Source organism: Rhizobium sp. BR 362, assembly GCF_036528765.1.
In the GTDB taxonomy this organism is placed as follows: domain Bacteria; phylum Pseudomonadota; class Alphaproteobacteria; order Rhizobiales; family Rhizobiaceae; genus Rhizobium.
The window spans coordinates 1-16,087 of the sequence record NZ_JARWGH010000008.1 but is presented as its reverse complement, the minus strand read 5'-3'; the positions used below and the strand labels follow the sequence as shown (position 1 = coordinate 16,087).

Here is a 16,087-nt window from a genome sequence, read left to right as displayed (position 1 = left end):
TCAGATCGCTTCCCGCTCCATGAGCGCCTCGAGAGATTTACGGAGAAGTGGAAGCTTTTCGGGAGCGAGCCCGCGGAGAGGCTTTCTCGGCACGCCCGCGGCGTAACCGGTCAGCTCGGCCGCGGCGTAGACGGACTGTACGTAGTCACCTTCCCAGATCAGCCCCATAACCGGCTCCAGAATCTTCCAGAGCTCGCGGACCTCGTCCCACTTACGCTCCGACGCCGCCTCGACGAGCGCGACCGAGGTTCGCGGAGCAAAGTTCGCGCCGCCCCAGATCAAACCGTCGCATCCCGCATAGAGCGCGTAGGGAACGAGAGGGTCGGCGCCGTTCATCACGAACCGGCCGGTGCGAATGAGCGCCGCCTGCTTCGCCAGATCTCCGCTGCTGTCTTTCACGGCGCAGAATCCGGGAATTTCGTTCAGCTTTTCCAGAAGTTCAGGCGTGATCGCGACGCCAACGGCCTGCGGTACGTTGTAGCCGATAACCGGCAGACCCGCCTTCGCAACCTCGCTGTAGAAATCAAGAATTCCCTGATCATCGCTAGGACCTTCGAAGAAAGGCGGAAGAACCATGACACCTTCGGCGCCGGCATCACGGGCGCGGAGCGTGCGCTCGACCACGTCCTCCACCAGGAGCGCGGATGTCTGAGCGATCACCTTTGCCCGGCCGTTGACGATACGTGCGCCGCGCTTGATGAGTTCCTCGGATTCCTCCTTGGAAAGATAGACGTGCATTCCGGTGCCGGAGCTGAAGAGAAAACTTCTGACACCTGCTGCGAGGTAGCGCTCGACATTGTGTTCGAGCCTCCCGTAGTCGATACGCCCGGCATCGTCGAACGGCGTGGCGATGGCAAGGTTTAGGCCTGGAAACTGGAAGTTAGACATTTTTGCTGTGTCCCCCCGATGTTAGGCTGCCGAAAAGGGCGAGCCATATGGTTTGAGCTGGGTCTATCGACTCGGAGGTCGAGCAGAACGTCGGCTCGACTTCGAACGCTGACTTTCGCATGCGCTGCAAAGCTAGCGTGACCCGAGCGTCTAATCTACCGCTCGATAACGAGATCGCTCAGCGGCTTGGAGCAGCAGGGAAGGAACAGTCCCGCGTCGATCTCGCGCTGGCGGATACCGCCATTATGCTTCATGTCGACCGAGCCGGACACCAGCTTCGACTTGCAGGTTCCGCAGACGCCGTTGGCGCAGGACGAAGGAATCCTGACGCCGGCCTTCTTGGCGCAGCTCAGGACCGTTTGCTCGTCGGCCACCTCGATCTTGCGACCCTGCTTCGAAAACTCGACCTGGTATGTCTTTCCAACCGGTATTTCGGGGGCAGCGACCTCCGTCTCGTCGATTACAGCGGCGTCGAAGCTCTCCTCGATATAGCTCGACGGGGGCACTCCGAGACTTGCAGCGATTGTCCGGGCTGCGGCCATGAAGGGCGCGGGGCCGCAGCACATCACTGTCCGCTCGGCGATATCAGGAACCGCAAGCTTCATGAATTCGGCGGAGATCCGGCCTGTCAGTCCGGACCAGGACGGCTCTCCGGTGAGGACTTCGGGAAGGAAATGCAGCCTGACGGTCTTCATCCTTCCGGCTAGGTTCGAAAGCTCCTCGCGAAAGATGAGATCTCGCGGAGAGCGGGCTGCATGCATGAAAACGATGTCGGCAGGGCGGCATGTGTCGCCGAAATCCCGGAGAATGGACATGACCGGCGTAATGCCCGAGCCGCCGGAGAGCAGCAGGAACTTACTGGCCGCGTTCGGCCGAACGAAGTGGCCGAGCGGCCCCTGCGCCTTGACGGTCGTTCCGACAGCCATCTTGTCGTGAAGCCAGTTCGCAACCCGACCGTTTGCAACCCGCTTCACTGTCACGGTGAAAGCGTTTGTCCGATGCGGCGAGGACGAGATGCTGTAACAACGGCTTTCGGTGTCCGCGCCAATGGCAAAGTCGAAAAGGAAGTATTGGCCTGCCTGAAAGGCGAAATGCTTGCCCTCAGGAGAGGCAAACGTGAAACTCTTCACGTCGTGCGTATCCTGATGAACGTCTATGCAGACGAGGGTGTCGTCGCGCTCGATATCCCAGAACTCCGCTCTCTGCGGAGCCAATAAAGTCTGCATCGCTTTAGTATCCATGGGCGCGCATCCGGTCGATGTACCACGTTGCGAATTTGTCGAGGGTGGTCTCTGAGAAGCGCGAATAGGGACCGGGAAGGTAGGCCGGATCAAGCGCGCCCGCATGCGCCCTGGCAACGAGTTCTGCATCCTGATCGGTCGTTGCGATCCAGACGTCGGTCAGCTTCTGCAGATCGTAGTCCACGCCCTCCACGGCATCCTTGTGGACCAGCCACTTGGTGCGAACCAGCGTCTTCCCTGCCGAAAGCGGAATGACGATAGACACGACGGCATGGTCGCCCATGAAGTGATTCCAGCTATTGTGACCCCAAAGATGGGTGTCGCCGAGGTCCTTTCGCGTGATGCTGCCGAGAAGTTTCGATGACGCAGCCGTCGCATCGGGCGTTTGGGATTCGCCGGCGCCGGCAATGATGAGACGCTGGGTCCTGAAGTTCGTGGCGCAGCCCACGAGCTGTTCGATGGCAGCGGACGGAAAACCGTCTGCCTCCCAGCGTCTGGTGCGTTCGGCATAAAGCGCTTCGTGCTCTCGGGCCTCTTCCAGATCTTCAGGGCTCAATGCCTCTGGGTCGAAGCCGAAATCGAGATCGACAAAGGAGACGCACAGCTCCGGATGATTGGCGGAACAGTGATAGCACTCGCGATTGTTTTCAATCGTGAGCTTCCAGTTCCCGTCCTCGATGACATCCGTCTGGTGCGCCACCTTGGCATTGCGGATATCATAGGGAGCTAGGCGCTCGGTCATCACCTGCTCGAGCCTGTCGATGTCCTCGGGAGGATTGTCGGAAAGGCAGGCATAGATCAGTCCGCCGATCGACTTGAAGTTCACCGGGCGCAGGCTCTTGCAGCTCTTGTCGAAGTCTGAGCCCATGTGAGGCGCATATGTCAGTTCGCCGTCAAGCTCGTAGGTCCATTGATGATAGGGACAGACCAGCTTCGAAATAACCGTCGATCCTGCGTTCAGAATGCGGGAGCCGCGATGACGGCAGACGTTGTGAACGGCGCGGATCTGGTTGTCGTCGTCACGCAAAATGATCAGGCTGCTGTTTCCGATGTCGACCACCGTGGCATCGCCCGGCTCCGGCACGTCGCAGTCGAGACCGATGCAGATCCAATGCTTCCTGAAAAAGACATCGAGGTCGGCCTCGAAGACATCGTCTCTGATGTAGAGTCCAGCGGGAAGCGAATGACCGTCGGCTCGGCTGTCGAGCAGCGAGGAGATCGGCGAAGCGAATGTCTGCAGCATGAACTTACCTTATGGGTTGGATGCGCAATTCTTCGCCGAACTGGTTGACTCTTCAACGGCATAAATTTGCAGCTTTCACATAATCTATAGTAATGTGATGCCAGGCGCGGGAACGTCGCCGTTGCAAGGATTGGCGCCTATGAATATTCGCAGGAAGCTCCCGCCGTTGGCAGCGCTTACGGCCTTTGAGGCCGCGGCACGGGTCAGGAGCTTTACGAAAGCGGCCGCGGAACTCGGGGTGACGCAGGCCGCGGTCAGCAGACAGATCCATTTGATGGAGGAAACTCTCGGATTTCCGCTTTTTCGGCGTCTGCACCGGAGCATCGAACTGACCGACAAAGGGCAGGTGCTATCGACCGCAGCGACGTCAGCCTTCAATCTCATGGCCGACACGATCGCAGAACTGACGAGAGAGGAGGACGAGGGAGCATTATCGATTTCGGCAACACTGGCGATCTCGCACTTCTGGCTCATGCCAAAGATCGCGTCCTTCTCGCGCCTTTACCCGGATAGCCGGCTCAGGATCGTCTCCCAGGACAGTGCTGCGGGGCTAGGGGGAAGCGATCTTGCCATAAGATACGGAAATGGGGCGTGGCCGGATGGCAGGGCCGAATATCTCTTCGACGACGAGTTGTTTCCGGTGTGCAGTCCGGAATACGCCGCGAAACTGGGCAGCGCCCCGGCTCTGGAGGACATCGCGCGGCAGCCGCTTATCAGCTACGACAGCCAGAACCCAAGCTGGATTGGCTGGGAAGAATGGCTCGCGGCCTTTTCGATCAAGCTGGCAAAGGCCCCGTCGGGGCTGCGTACGAGTTTCTATACCGAGGCCGTGTATGCCGCACTCAGTGGCCAGGGAATTGCTCTCGGTTGGAAGCGGCTTGTGCAAAATCTCCTGGATACCAGGTCTCTGATCCGGCTGACGGAGCAGTCGATCGTCACGAGGGACGGATATTTTCTGATCGTGCCGCCAAGAAGCGCCAACAGCGCAAGGGCCTTGCAATTTATCGAATGGCTTAAGGCGGAGGCTGCTGACCGGGGATGATTCCGTCTCGGCCTTCCGGTTTGCACGCAAAATTGTCAATCATATCGAGCGGTTCAGCCATCATAGTTCCAATGCTGCCTTCCTGCCCTCATAGAAAGCATAAGGTGCCTGACGCGGGGCGGCGCAGTCCCCGATCGAAATGACCCGGTGTTCCGACGAGCGCAGTTCGTCCGCAAGCAACGTCATGGACATGTTGGTCGTCGCGAGCACAAGACAGTCGCCCTCCAAGAAGCGCCGCTCGCCGGTATTGTGATCGAGCAAGGTCGCGCCGTTGCCATGCCATTCGAGAATGCTGACTTCCAACAGCCAATTGACCCCCAACTTGGCCAGGATGCGCCGAAGCGGAACGTCGGCAGTCGTGCGCTGCAGTTCTTTTCCGATCAGAGGATCGGGCGAGAGCATGGTCACCTGGTGACCCTCTTCGGCGAGCTTCCATGCCGTGCCGCCACCACGCCATCCACCCCCTTCGTCAAACACCAGCACACGGTTGCCGGGCCTGACCTGACGGGCCATCACCGCTTCGATCGAGAAAACATTACCTTTTTCCAGACCTGGCAGCACAGCCACCCCTGGCAGAGCCTTCTGGAAGCCGGTTTCGGGCGCATAGGAACCTGTGGCAAGGATCACGACATCGGCGTTGAACTGAGGGATATCGGAGGCATCGACATAGCAGTTGAGCCGAACATCCACTTCGAGGCTTGTCAACTGCCGTTCGTGCCATTCGATGAGGTCGAGGATCTGCGCCCGTCGCGGCTGCATCCCGGCAAGGAGGAAATTGCCTCCCAGTCGGCTCGCCGCTTCGGCAAGGATGACGCTGTGGCCGCGTTCGGCAGCCACCCTCGCGGCCTCAAGTCCGGCGGGACCGCCGCCAACCACCAGGACCTTTTTCGGATTTCCGGCCGGCGTGAAGCGGTCGCCACCCCACTCGAACTCCCGGCCAACGGACGGATTGATAAGACAGCTTATCCAATAGTCGCGCGAACGCCGGCCCCAGCACATTTGGTTGCAGGAAATGCAGCCTCTGATGTCTTCTGCTCGTCCCTCATTTGCTTTCCGCGCCAGATGGGGATCGGCTATCTGTCCTCGCACGATCGACACGAGATCGGCCGCACCTTCTCCCAGCACCGTCTCGGCGTTCTCCGGCGTTCGGATATGGCTTTCGGCGATCACCAAAGCTTTTTTGACGACGCGCTTGATCGTTGCGGCGAGATCCACGCCCAGCTTTTCGGGATAGAGAAATGTCGGCATCAATTTGTGAAAATCGAGATATCCACCCGATCCGCACGTCACATAATCGACCAGACCGAGATCGTCGTGAAGGGCAATGATTTCAGCAAGCTCGTTTCTTGTCAGTGCAACGCTATGGTCGGGCTCGTCGCTGATGGCGAGACCGATGATGAAATCGGGGCCGCACAGCGCACGGATGCGCGTCATGATTTCGCGGGAAAATCGCGTGCGATTTTCAATCGATCCGCCCCACTCGTCCTCGCGACCGTTGGACCAGGGCGTCCAGAATTGATCCACGAGGCCAAGATAGGCGGCCCATACTTCAACGCCGTCGAAGCCGGCTTCCTTGCAGCGGCGGGCCGCCTGAACAAAGCCGTCGATTGTCTCCCAGATTTCAGCTTCGCTCATAGCATGGGAGCCATCGCTGTCATGGTAGCTGGGAAGGCCCGAGGGCGACCAGTGGGGATGGTAGGAATTGTCGGAATCGCCATGCGCTCCGATGTGATAGAGCTGCTGAACGGCAATGGCGCCGTTGCCCTTGATTGCTTCGGCGACCCGCTTGAAGTGGGGAATGACGCTGTCGTCGCAAGGTCGAAAGTTTCCGCGCGTGAGCACCGCGGCCGGATGCACCGGCATGGGCTCGACGACGATCATTGCCGCGCCGCCGATGGCGCGTTCCGCGTAATAGGCTATATGCCGTTCGCCGGGAAGCCCGCCTTCGGCCATGTTGGCCGTATGCGCTCCGAAGACGATCCTGTTGCGCAGACGGTGACCGGCAAGCTCAATCGTCGAAAACAGATGAGGGAAAGGCTTTGACAATAGTCGCTCCCTAGGAATGAACGGGGAAATGGCAAAGTTGCGATGCCTTCGCTTGCCGCCTCATGGCTTCAGAGCTTTCGTTGGACCCCATGGGAATCTCCCGAAATGCTCTTTCGAACGTGATGTACCGTTTTCCAGACGGCGAAGAATACCAGAGGTGTGGCCCCTAAAACGGCAAGTTTCGCAAGGTGGGGGTCGATGCCAAACTCGGCAACGCTTTCGGAGACCATCTTGAGCAGAGCCACGGAATAGTAGGTTATCGCGATAATGGAGAAGCCTTCGACGGCCTGCTGGATGTGCGTTTGGATTCGAGTTCGCTCGTCAAGGGACGCCAGCAGCGACGCGTTTTGATCTTCGAGCTGCACCTGGACGGTGGTTCTCAGCAAATCCCCGGCCAGACTTATCCGTTCGGCAAGTTCATCAAGGCGCCTTTCAGCCGCCTGAAAGGAGCGCACCGCCGGTTGGAATCGGCGATCGATAAACGTTCCGATCCGCTGCCGCTGCTCGACCCGCTCCTCACGCAGTTCCTTCAGCCGGCTTGCGACGATGTCGGCATAGGCTTTCGTCGCGCCGAACCGGTGCCTGGCGGTCGCCGAGAAATTCAGGAGATCCGAGGATAGCTTGGTGACCTCTGACAGAAGGGCTTTTTCGACTTTTTCGGCGCTCTGCATATGTCGGATGAGGCGATCGAGGCGTTGGTCAAACTCGGCCAGTCTCGTAACGGTTTCCCGGGCCACAGGCATCGCGAGCAGCGCCATCATCCTATATGTTTCGATTTCAAGGAGACGGCGCACCATCCGTCCGGCGCGGTATGCATTAAGGTTCCTGTTGAAGAGCAGGATTTCAACGAAACCGTTAGCGCCTATCCGGAATGTGGAAAGAGCTTCCGCGTCACCGCCGCCAACCTGAGAGGCCACGAAGTCTGCTTGCGGCCTCTCCAGTCGGACGTCGCCTTTTTCCTCCCGAACGGTGACACGCACCGCAGCGATGATTTTCCCGTTGACACTATCGCAGAGCTCTTGGAAGGGCTCGGGCGCGCACTCGCCCTGAGCCCCCGCGATCGGAGCGACGAACGTCAATGTAAGAAATTCGGTATGCAGCTCCCACTTCAGGCGGCCGCCGCCGAAGCGGCCGATGCCATGCTTTCCCTGTTGTGTCGTCGACACTTCCTCCAGCCGCGCAAGATCATCCGAAGGGCAGGGGGCCCATCTTCGCCGATGACGGCAACGTGCCAGACGTCGACATCGCCCTCGAAATATAGCGAGGGCCGCGCGTGGAGTTCATTATGAAGCTCCTCGCGCAGGGGATGCTCTAAGAGCAGGCACATCACATCACTCATGAAGCCGTCGCAAGCGACGGGCTGCTCGTCGATGTGTCGTGTGAACTGACCAATGCGCGGGTGAGTTGCCGGAGGTCCACCGTTCCAATTGGCTCGCCTTTCTCTCCAACCACTGTCACATCCTCATTCGGGCCTGACACGAGGGTTCGGACTGCGTCTTCAATGGTCGTGCGGGCCGAAATCGTTCTGCCGAAAGGCTGCGCGCCTGGCTGAGCGGGGCTCATGACCGCCTCCACGTGAACCACGCGGCCCCTGTTCACCTCTTTGACGAAATTCGCGACATAGCCGTCGGCAGGCCGTAGGACGATGTCCTGGCTCGTGCCTTGCTGGATGATTTGTCCGTCCCTCAAAATGGCGATCTGGTCGCCGAGACGAAGCGCCTCGTCGAGGTCATGGGTGATGAAGACGATGGTTTTCTTGATCTCCTTCTGAAGATCAAGAAGAACTGTCTGCATGTCCATGCGGATCAGCGGATCGAGAGCCGAATATGCCTCGTCCATCAGCAAGACCGGCGCGTCGTTGGAAAGCGCGCGCGCCAGGCCCACGCGCTGCTGCATGCCGCCCGACAATTGATTTGGATATTTCTGCTCAAAGCCGTTGAGACCGACACGTTCCAACCACTTCATGGCGGTGTCGACACGTTTGGATCGGTCCATTCCCTGCACTTCGAGCCCAAACATCGTGTTGTCGAGCACATTGCGATGAGGAAGAAGCGCGAATTTCTGGAACACCATCGCGGTCTGATGTCTACGGAACTCGCGCAATTCGCTTTCGCTCATCTTCACGACGTCGACACCGTCGACCAGCACCTCGCCAGCGGTGGGGTCGATCAGCCGGTTGACGTGCCGGATCAAGGTCGATTTTCCCGATCCGGAAAGGCCCATGATGACCTGAATGCAGCCAGACGGGATCTCGATGTTGATGTCGCGCAATCCGAGAACGTGGCCGTGCTTCTCGTTGAGCTCAGTCTTGCTGAGGCCCTTCTGGACGGCATCGATATATGCTTTGGGATTGGGGCCGAAGATCTTGTAGAGATGCCGGATCTCGATGCCGCCGAAGTGATGATCAGCCATGGACGGTCTCCCGATGCTTCTGGAGCCGCTTGCCGTAGGACTGACTGACTCGATCGAAGATGATGGCGATGCCGACAATGGCAAGGCCGTTGAAAATGCCCAGCGTGAAGTACTGGTTCGCAATTGCCTTGAGAACCGGCTGGCCCAATCCTTGAACGCCGATCATGGATGCAACGACGACCATGGCGAGCGCCATCATGATCGTCTGGTTTATGCCGGCCATGATCGTGGGAAGAGCGAGCGGCAACTGCACCTTGAACAATTTTTGCGAATTCGAGGTGCCGAACGCGTCCGCCGCCTCCAGCACGTCCTTGTCTACCAGTCGAATGCCGAGATTGGTGAGCCGGATCATTGGCGGAATGGCGTAAATGACCACGGCGATGAGACCGGGAACCTTACCGATTCCGAGCAACATGACGACGGGGATGAGATAGACGAAACTCGGCATGGTCTGCATCACATCCAAAATAGGATTGACCATCTTCTGGACACTGTCTGAACGCGCCATCAAAATGCCAATGGGGATACCGATGGCAATAGAGAGCACCGTACACACGAAAATCATGGATATCGTATGCATGGTATCATCCCACATGTCGAAATAGCCGATCAGCAGGAGAGTCACCAGACAGCCCAAAACCACCTTCACGCTGCGGCTGGCGAACCAGGCGATCGCGAGGATGATTGCGATAATGATCGGCCATGGCGTTTGCGTCATGAAACGATCGGCCGAGATCAGAAAATGCTGCAGTGGCGCAAACAAGCCTTCGATCGTATCGCCATAAGCGCGGGTGAACCCCCGAAAGCCATCATCGATCGCTTTTTTCAGCGTGCGAAGAGCATCGTCGTCCATGTGCGGGAATTTGTAAAACCATTCCATTTTGTTCCCCTTTTCTCGAAGCAGGGCTGGCAAGTCTTTTGATTTTATCGCCCAGTGAGAAGCGGTGCGCTACGCGCGCACCGCGTGATTGTTCGATTACAACGAAGCTTCGATTTTCTTGGCCGCTTCCGGTGAAACCCACTTCGTCCAGATGTCCTTATTCTCTTTCAGGAAGTGCTTGGCGCCGTCTTCGCCGGTGGCCTGGTTGTCGGTCATCCAGGCCATCAGTTTATTGACGGTGTCATTGCTCCAGGAGCGGTTCTTAAGGTATTCCAGGACGTCAGGACCTGCTTTTTCCGAAAAGGATTTGGCTACGAGCGTCACGACGTGATCGACCGGCCATGCGTTCGGCTTCGGATCGGGGCAATCGGCGACGGTATTGCAGCGCTTCCATTCGGCCGCATTCTCAGGCACGCCGGCGTCGAGCTTCACCATCGCATATTTGCCGAGCAAGGCGGTCGGTGCCCAATAGTAACCGACCCAGCCTTCCTTGCGCTCGTAAGCCTTGGCGATCGAGCCGTCGAGGCCGGCAGCCGAGCCGGTGTCGACGAGCGTGAAACCAGCCTTCTGAGCCTCAAAGCCCTTGTAGAGCTGCGAGGTGACGACCGTGCCGCCCCAGCCCTGCGGGCCGTTGAAAATCGCACCCTTCTTGGAATCYTCGGGATCGGGGAAGAGTTCGGGATGCTTCAGCRYGTCGGGGATCGTCTTGATATCCGGATGRGCGTCGGCGATATATTTCGGAATCCACCAACCCTGTACACCGCCGTCGGGCAGCGACGTGCCGGCGATGACCAGCTTGCCTTCCTCCGTGCCCTTCTTGACGACATCCGGAAGAAGATCGATCCAGGCTTCCGGCGCGATATCGGGCTGGCCCTTTTCCGCCATCGAGGTGATCGTCGGGACCGTATCACCGACGGTGATCTGGGCGTCGCAGCCATACCCTTCGTTCAAGATGATCTTGTCGAGGTTCGATAGAACCTCCGCACTTTGCCAGTTCATGCTGGCGATAGTGACGCTCCCGCATTCTGCGGCGCTTGCAAACGACGCTCCGCCGAAAAGGCCGAATATCATGCAGGTCGAAGCCAAAAGTTTCTTCATTATCGTTCCCTCTGTTTGCGGCACATCCTAGCGAGCGGGACGCCGCGAACCCCGCTCCGACGGTTGTCAGGATGCGTCTCCCATACTTACCGATTTGATAAACGCGGCGGCCAGACCCTTCGAAATTGCGGCATCGAAGCCGGCAGCGCGCATCTCCTCGATCGCTGCCGCGGTCGTGCCCCGGTAGTCGACAAAGGTGCGCACGATGTCGTTTGGACATTCCTCGCGTTGTTCCAGCAGGCGACCTGTCCCTGTCAGCAGGGTAAGGACAGCCCGTCGAGCCACATCGGCGGCAAGGCCGTGGTTTACCGCGTCATCCATCATCGCTGCAGCCAGCAGTGCAGGAAAGGCAGGCCCAGAACCAGTCAGGCCGGTCAGATAGTCTATGTCGCGCTCGCTTGCCACTTCGTCCTGAACGCCGCACGCGTTGAAGACAGCACGGATGATCGCGCGATCATCTTCATCCACGCCGCTCGACGCAATCCACGGCGTATAGGACTTTAAAACTTCGGCTGCCGCGTTCGGCAGCGTCCGGACGGCGCGTTCGGTCTTATGATGGTGGCAGAGCGCTGCCAGACGAATGCCGGCCATGACGGAGATCACGAGTTTGCCTTTTGCATCGACCGATATTGCGGGCCAGTCTTCCGGTCGTACGGAGAGAATGATCACGTCCGATCGATCAGCGAGTTCCTGGTTATCCATCGTCCAGAATGAACCGGAAAAGCGCTCCGGCTTGCTCCGGCGATAAGACATTGAGAGGTCTCCAGGGCTGACGATGCCGGCCTCGAGAGCAGAAGCGGCAATGGCACCGCCGAGCCAGCCGGCCCCGCCAATTATGCCGAGTCTCAACGAGCCGCTCATTGTCTGCCTCCTCCTAGTCTGGCTTATATCCATGCCTTGCGTAGAAGCGATCAAGCTCCCGCTGCTGGGGAACTTCACCCGTGTAGATCGCGATATATTCCGGAATTCTTTTCATACGGAGGGCGATGTCTTCGTTGGACTGCATGGATATGTATCCGATCTGCACCAGATAGGTGGTCCGGGCACGGACATCAGCCGTAATTTCTGAAAGGCCGAAGCGCATGAACATGCGGCAAAGCGCCTCCATGCGGGTCCTGTCGGCCTTCTGAACCTCGGCGAGAATTTCTTCCGACTGAAGAGCCCAGCTTCGAACGGCGAATTCAAACTTGCTGTCGAAAAGCTTTTCGTTGAGCCAGCAATCGAACACGTTGAGCATCGCCTCCGCCAAAGACTCCGCGTAGGCTTCCGACTGCTGAACGATGCCTCCCGTATTCTTGTCGCGCCAACGCGCGATCAACGACGCCAGCAATTGTTCACGGTCCTGGAAGAACCAGTAGAAGCTGGTTCGCGAGAGGTTCAGTCTCTTTGCCAACGGAAGAATTTTGACCGAGTCGACGCCAGACGAGAGCAAAGAGTCATACGCAGCTTCCAGCCACGCCTCCTGTGATCCCCGCCAACCACTATCGTTCAAAGTTTGCTCCATGAACCATCTCCTAGCAAATTGTTAAACGTCGCACAAGAAAAATGTACATATGTGTCAATATTGATGACCTTAGTGTTTTCATTATTGACACATGTGTACATTGTGCTTACCGTTCCCGATCGACATACCTTATCTGGAGCACGGCGCATGTCGAACGATCCTCTTCTTCAGCCCTATCAGCTTAAGCACCTGATCCTGCGCAACCGCATCATCGTGACGTCTCACGAGCCCGCATATCCGGAAGACGGCATGCCGAAGGAACGGTACCGCGCCTATACGGTGGAACGGGCGAAAGGCGGCGTCGCTCTGACGATGACGGCCGGATCCGCTGCGGTATCAAGGGACAGTCCGCCGGTTTTCAACAATCTGCTCGCCTACAAGGACGAGATCGTTCCGTGGATCCGCGAGATGACCGACGCCGTCCACGAGCAGGGCGCTGCGATCATGATCCAGCTAACGCATCTCGGACGACGCACGCGCTGGGACAAGGGCGACTGGCTACCGGTCGTGGCACCGTCGCACCATCGCGAAGCATCGCATAGGGCGTTCCCGAAGAAGATCGAAGATTGGGATATCGAACGCATTATCAAGGATTTCGCGGATGCCGCCGAGCGTATGAAGGCGGGCGGCATGGATGGCGTCGAGCTCGAAGCTTACGGCCACCTGATCGATCAGTTCGCATCGCCGCTCACGAACGAGCTCGACGCGCCGTATGGTGGCTCGCTTGAAAATCGTATGCGCTTCTGTCTTGACGTGTTCAACGCCATGAGACAGCGGGTAGGGGACGAATTCATTCTCGGCGTACGCTACACAGCCGACGAGCGCCTCCCCGGGGGCACGAGCAAGGAGGACGGCCTCGAAATCTCCCGCCGGCTCAAAGAGAGCGGCCTCGTCGACTACCTCAATGTCATCCGCGGACACATCGATACGGATCCCGGATTGACCGACGTCATCCCGATCCAGGGCATGGCCAACTCTCCACATCTCGACTTCGCAGGTGAGATCCGCGCGGCGACGAACTTCCCCACCTTCCACGCAGCCAAGATCCCTGACGTTGCGACCGCCCGCCATGCCATCGCGGCCGGAAAGGTCGACATGGTCGGCATGACCCGCGCGCACATGACCGACCCGCATATCGTGAGGAAGATCATTGAAAAGCGCGAGGAGGATATCCGTCCTTGCGTCGGTGCGAACTACTGTCTCGACCGCATCTATCAGGGCGGCGCTGCCTACTGTATCCACAACGCCGCAACCGGCCGCGAGCAGACGATGCCGCACATCGTTGTAAAGGCGGATGTTCGAAAGAAGGTTGTCGTCGTCGGCGCCGGTCCTGCGGGTCTCGAGGCGGCTCGCGTGGCGGGGGAACGCGGCCACGAGGTCGTCGTCTTCGAAGCGGCGCCGAACGCCGGGGGCCAGATCCGACTCACGGCGCAGAGCGAACGCCGCCGGGAGATGATCAGCATCATCGACTGGCGCATGAGCCAATGCGAGAAGTATGGCGTCAGGTTCCATTTCAACACCTGGGCGGAAACGGAAACGGTTACCGCCGAGAATCCGGACGCCGTCATCATTGCGACGGGTGGTCTGCCGCATACGGACGTCCTGTCGAGCGGTAACGAACTCGTCGTATCCTCGTGGGACATCATCTCCGGCGACGTGAAGCCCGGCACGAATGTTCTGATATTCGATGACGCCGGCGATCATGCGGGCCTGCAGGCTGCCGAATTCCTGGCAAAGGCTGGGGCCAAGGTCGAGATCATGACGCCTGACCGCTCGTTCGCGCCGGAAGTCATGGCGATGAACCTCGTTCCGTATATGCGCTCGCTGCAGAAGCTCGATGTCACCTTTACGGTGACGTTCCGTCTGGAGTCCGCCGAGAAGAATGGCAACCAGATCGTCGCCCATGTCGGAAGCGATTATGGCGGCGTTTCCAAGCAGCGCGTGGTCGACCAGATCGTCGTCAACCACGGCACCATTCCGCTCGACGAGTTGTATTTCGAGCTGAAGCCGCTTTCGAGCAATCTCGGCGAGATCTCGCACGACCAGCTCCTTGCCGGAAAGCCTCAGTCGGTCACCCGCAATCCCGAGGGCAAGTTCCAACTGTTCCGCATCGGCGATGCGGTTGCCGCCCGTAACACGCACGCGGCGATCTACGACGGTCTAAGAATAGCGAAAGACATCTGAGAGCGAGAGGTCGGTCGCGGTTCTGTCTGGGAGGAGACGGGATGATGGAAAGAAGTGAAGATCTGCAGCGCTTTGTCGAGGCTGCTTTCATAGCCTTCGACAAGTTCGCCAGAGATCCGGAGGCTCGCCGTTCGATCCCGCAGATATTTGCGAGATTGGAATATCCTGGGCAGGAACGTGAGGGTCCCGGCAACCGCCTGCCTGTCTGCGAGTTTTTACCCGCAGCGCTTTCCATAGAGACGTCGGAGCCAGTCTTGCGGCAATTGATCGAGTGCTTCGAGGGCATCGAGCACAAGCTCGCGTGGCGTCGACGGACCATGCATCATACGGCTAGCGAGAACTTTGCCGACGGCCACGCGAACGCGATGATCATCGGCCCCGGCGGACTTGAAGAGCGTAACGACCTGTGGCTTGGCGTCACCTTGATGGCGCCGCATGTGCGCTATCCGGATCATGAACACGCGCCGGAGGAAGTCTATCTTGTCCTGTCCGAGGGCGAGTTCCGGCAAGGGGACGGAGACTGGTTTTCGCCTGGGATTGCCGGGTCGTTCTACAATGTCCCGCAAATCAAACATACCATGAGATCGGTCGACACGCCTCTCTTCGCCTTCTGGGCACTGCTTGCCGAACGGCCGCATTGAATACAATCTTCGGAACAAATAAAAAGGGGTCCGCCATGAAGATTCTCGTCCCCGTGAAGCGGGTGGTTGATTACAACGTGAAGATCCGGGTGAAGCCGGATGGTTCGGGCGTCGAGCTTGCGAATGTGAAGATGTCGATGAACCCGTTCGACGAGATTTCGGTCGAGGAAGCGCTGCGGCTGAAGGAGGCCGGCAAGGCCGAGGAAGTGGTGGTCGTGTCGATCGGCCCGGCCAAGGCCGAGGAGACGCTGCGGACGGCGCTTGCCATGGGCGCGGACCGCGCCATCCTCGTCGAAACCGACGATCAGGTCGAGCCGCTCGCCGTCGCCAAGATCCTCAAAGGCGTCGCCGATGCCGAACAGCCGGGCCTGATCATTGTCGGCAAGCAGGCGATCGATGATGACAGCAACCAGACCGGCCAGATGCTGGCGGCATTGCTCGGTTCGGCGCAGGCAACCTTTGCCTCGAAGATCGAGATCGGCGAGGGAAAAGCCCAGGTGACCCGCGAGGTCGATGGCGGTCTGCAGACGATCGAGGTCAAACTGCCGGCGGTGGTGACGACAGACCTTCGCCTCAACGAGCCGCGTTATGCCTCGCTGCCGAACATCATGAAGGCGAAGAAGAAGCCGCTCGACAAAAAGGCACCGGCCGACTTCGGCGTCGATACGACACCGCGCCTGAAGGTGCTGAAGACCGAAGAGCCGTCCGGCCGCAAGGCCGGCGTCAAGGTCAAGTCGGTCGCCGAATTGGTCGAAAAGCTTAAAGTCGAAGCCGGCGTGCTCTGAGGATAGGAAAGGGAGAACTTCACCATGGCCATTCTTCTTCTGGCTGACCACGACAATGCCCACCTCTCCGACCAGACCGCCAAGGCGCTGACGGCGGCCTCAAAGATCGGAGGCGACGTGCAT

At 58.8% G+C, this 16,087-nt stretch carries 13 protein-coding genes and 2 pseudogenes; 5 read left to right on the top strand and 10 right to left on the bottom strand.

Features of this window, described 5'->3' with window-relative positions; all coding sequences use genetic code 11:
* The 3 genes from QDY28_RS13830 to QDY28_RS13820 form a co-directional block, all read right to left on the bottom strand.
* Positions 1 to 888, bottom strand: a complete 888-nt coding sequence (locus tag QDY28_RS13830; RefSeq protein WP_331382258.1) for a dihydrodipicolinate synthase family protein — start codon at positions 886 to 888, stop codon at positions 1 to 3.
* A 155-nt stretch (positions 889 to 1,043) separates the two neighbouring features.
* A complete protein-coding gene (locus QDY28_RS13825) occupies positions 1,044 to 2,129 on the bottom strand; it encodes an FAD-binding oxidoreductase (protein WP_331382257.1) in 1,086 nt (361 codons plus the stop codon).
* Positions 2,119 to 3,372 (bottom strand): aromatic ring-hydroxylating oxygenase subunit alpha, encoded by a 1,254-nt coding sequence (locus QDY28_RS13820; RefSeq protein ID WP_331382256.1) that lies wholly within the window; start codon positions 3,370 to 3,372, stop codon positions 2,119 to 2,121. The genes QDY28_RS13825 and QDY28_RS13820 overlap by 11 nt, the downstream gene beginning before the upstream one ends.
* Positions 3,373 to 3,511: 139 nt before the next feature.
* On the opposite strand from QDY28_RS13820, the gene QDY28_RS13815 reads away from it, so the two are divergent.
* Positions 3,512 to 4,414: a LysR substrate-binding domain-containing protein gene (locus tag QDY28_RS13815; protein WP_331382255.1), complete on the top strand. Its 903-nt coding sequence runs from the start codon at positions 3,512 to 3,514 to the stop codon at positions 4,412 to 4,414.
* 60 nt (positions 4,415 to 4,474) lie between these two features.
* Here the strand turns inward: QDY28_RS13815 and QDY28_RS13810 are convergent, their stop codons facing one another.
* The 7 genes and pseudogenes from QDY28_RS13810 to QDY28_RS13780 form a co-directional block, all read right to left on the bottom strand.
* Positions 4,475 to 6,460 (bottom strand): oxidoreductase, encoded by a 1,986-nt coding sequence (locus tag QDY28_RS13810; RefSeq protein WP_331382254.1) that lies wholly within the window; start codon positions 6,458 to 6,460, stop codon positions 4,475 to 4,477.
* Positions 6,461 to 6,528: 68 nt separating this feature from the next.
* Positions 6,529 to 7,787 (bottom strand): annotated as a pseudogene (locus tag QDY28_RS13805) (DUF3422 domain-containing protein).
* A gap of 8 nt (positions 7,788 to 7,795) precedes the next feature.
* Positions 7,796 to 8,872 (bottom strand): quaternary amine ABC transporter ATP-binding protein, encoded by a 1,077-nt coding sequence (locus QDY28_RS13800; RefSeq protein ID WP_331382253.1) that lies wholly within the window; start codon positions 8,870 to 8,872, stop codon positions 7,796 to 7,798.
* Positions 8,865 to 9,752, bottom strand: coding sequence for an ABC transporter permease (locus tag QDY28_RS13795; protein WP_331382252.1), 888 nt, complete (start codon positions 9,750 to 9,752; stop codon positions 8,865 to 8,867). Before QDY28_RS13795 ends, QDY28_RS13800 begins: the two co-directional genes overlap by 8 nt.
* Positions 9,753 to 9,848: 96 nt before the next feature.
* Positions 9,849 to 10,850, bottom strand: a complete 1,002-nt coding sequence (locus tag QDY28_RS13790; RefSeq protein WP_331382251.1) for an ABC transporter substrate-binding protein — start codon at positions 10,848 to 10,850, stop codon at positions 9,849 to 9,851.
* Between the two features lie 66 nt (positions 10,851 to 10,916).
* Positions 10,917 to 11,711 (bottom strand): pyrroline-5-carboxylate reductase family protein, encoded by a 795-nt coding sequence (locus QDY28_RS13785; RefSeq protein WP_331382250.1) that lies wholly within the window; start codon positions 11,709 to 11,711, stop codon positions 10,917 to 10,919.
* A 13-nt stretch (positions 11,712 to 11,724) separates the two neighbouring features.
* Positions 11,725 to 12,354, bottom strand: coding sequence for a TetR/AcrR family transcriptional regulator (locus tag QDY28_RS13780; RefSeq protein WP_331382249.1), 630 nt, complete (start codon positions 12,352 to 12,354; stop codon positions 11,725 to 11,727).
* Positions 12,355 to 12,501: 147 nt separating this feature from the next.
* Here QDY28_RS13780 and QDY28_RS13775 point away from each other — a divergent pair, with 147 nt between their 5' ends.
* From QDY28_RS13775 to QDY28_RS13760, 4 genes and pseudogenes are all read left to right on the top strand, one after another.
* Positions 12,502 to 14,538, top strand: a complete 2,037-nt coding sequence (locus tag QDY28_RS13775) for an NADH:flavin oxidoreductase (protein ID WP_331382248.1) — start codon at positions 12,502 to 12,504, stop codon at positions 14,536 to 14,538.
* A 41-nt stretch (positions 14,539 to 14,579) separates the two neighbouring features.
* The gene (locus QDY28_RS13770; RefSeq protein ID WP_331382247.1) at positions 14,580 to 15,179 is read left to right on the top strand and encodes a dimethylsulfoniopropionate lyase; all 600 of its coding nucleotides are present in this window, start codon (positions 14,580 to 14,582) and stop codon (positions 15,177 to 15,179) included.
* A gap of 35 nt (positions 15,180 to 15,214) precedes the next feature.
* Positions 15,215 to 15,964 carry an electron transfer flavoprotein subunit beta/FixA family protein gene (locus tag QDY28_RS13765; protein WP_331382246.1) on the top strand — a complete coding sequence of 250 codons (750 nt, stop codon included), beginning with the start codon at positions 15,215 to 15,217 and terminating at the stop codon, positions 15,962 to 15,964.
* 24 nt (positions 15,965 to 15,988) lie between these two features.
* Positions 15,989 to 16,087: pseudogene (locus tag QDY28_RS13760) on the top strand (electron transfer flavoprotein subunit alpha/FixB family protein); the annotation flags it as partial.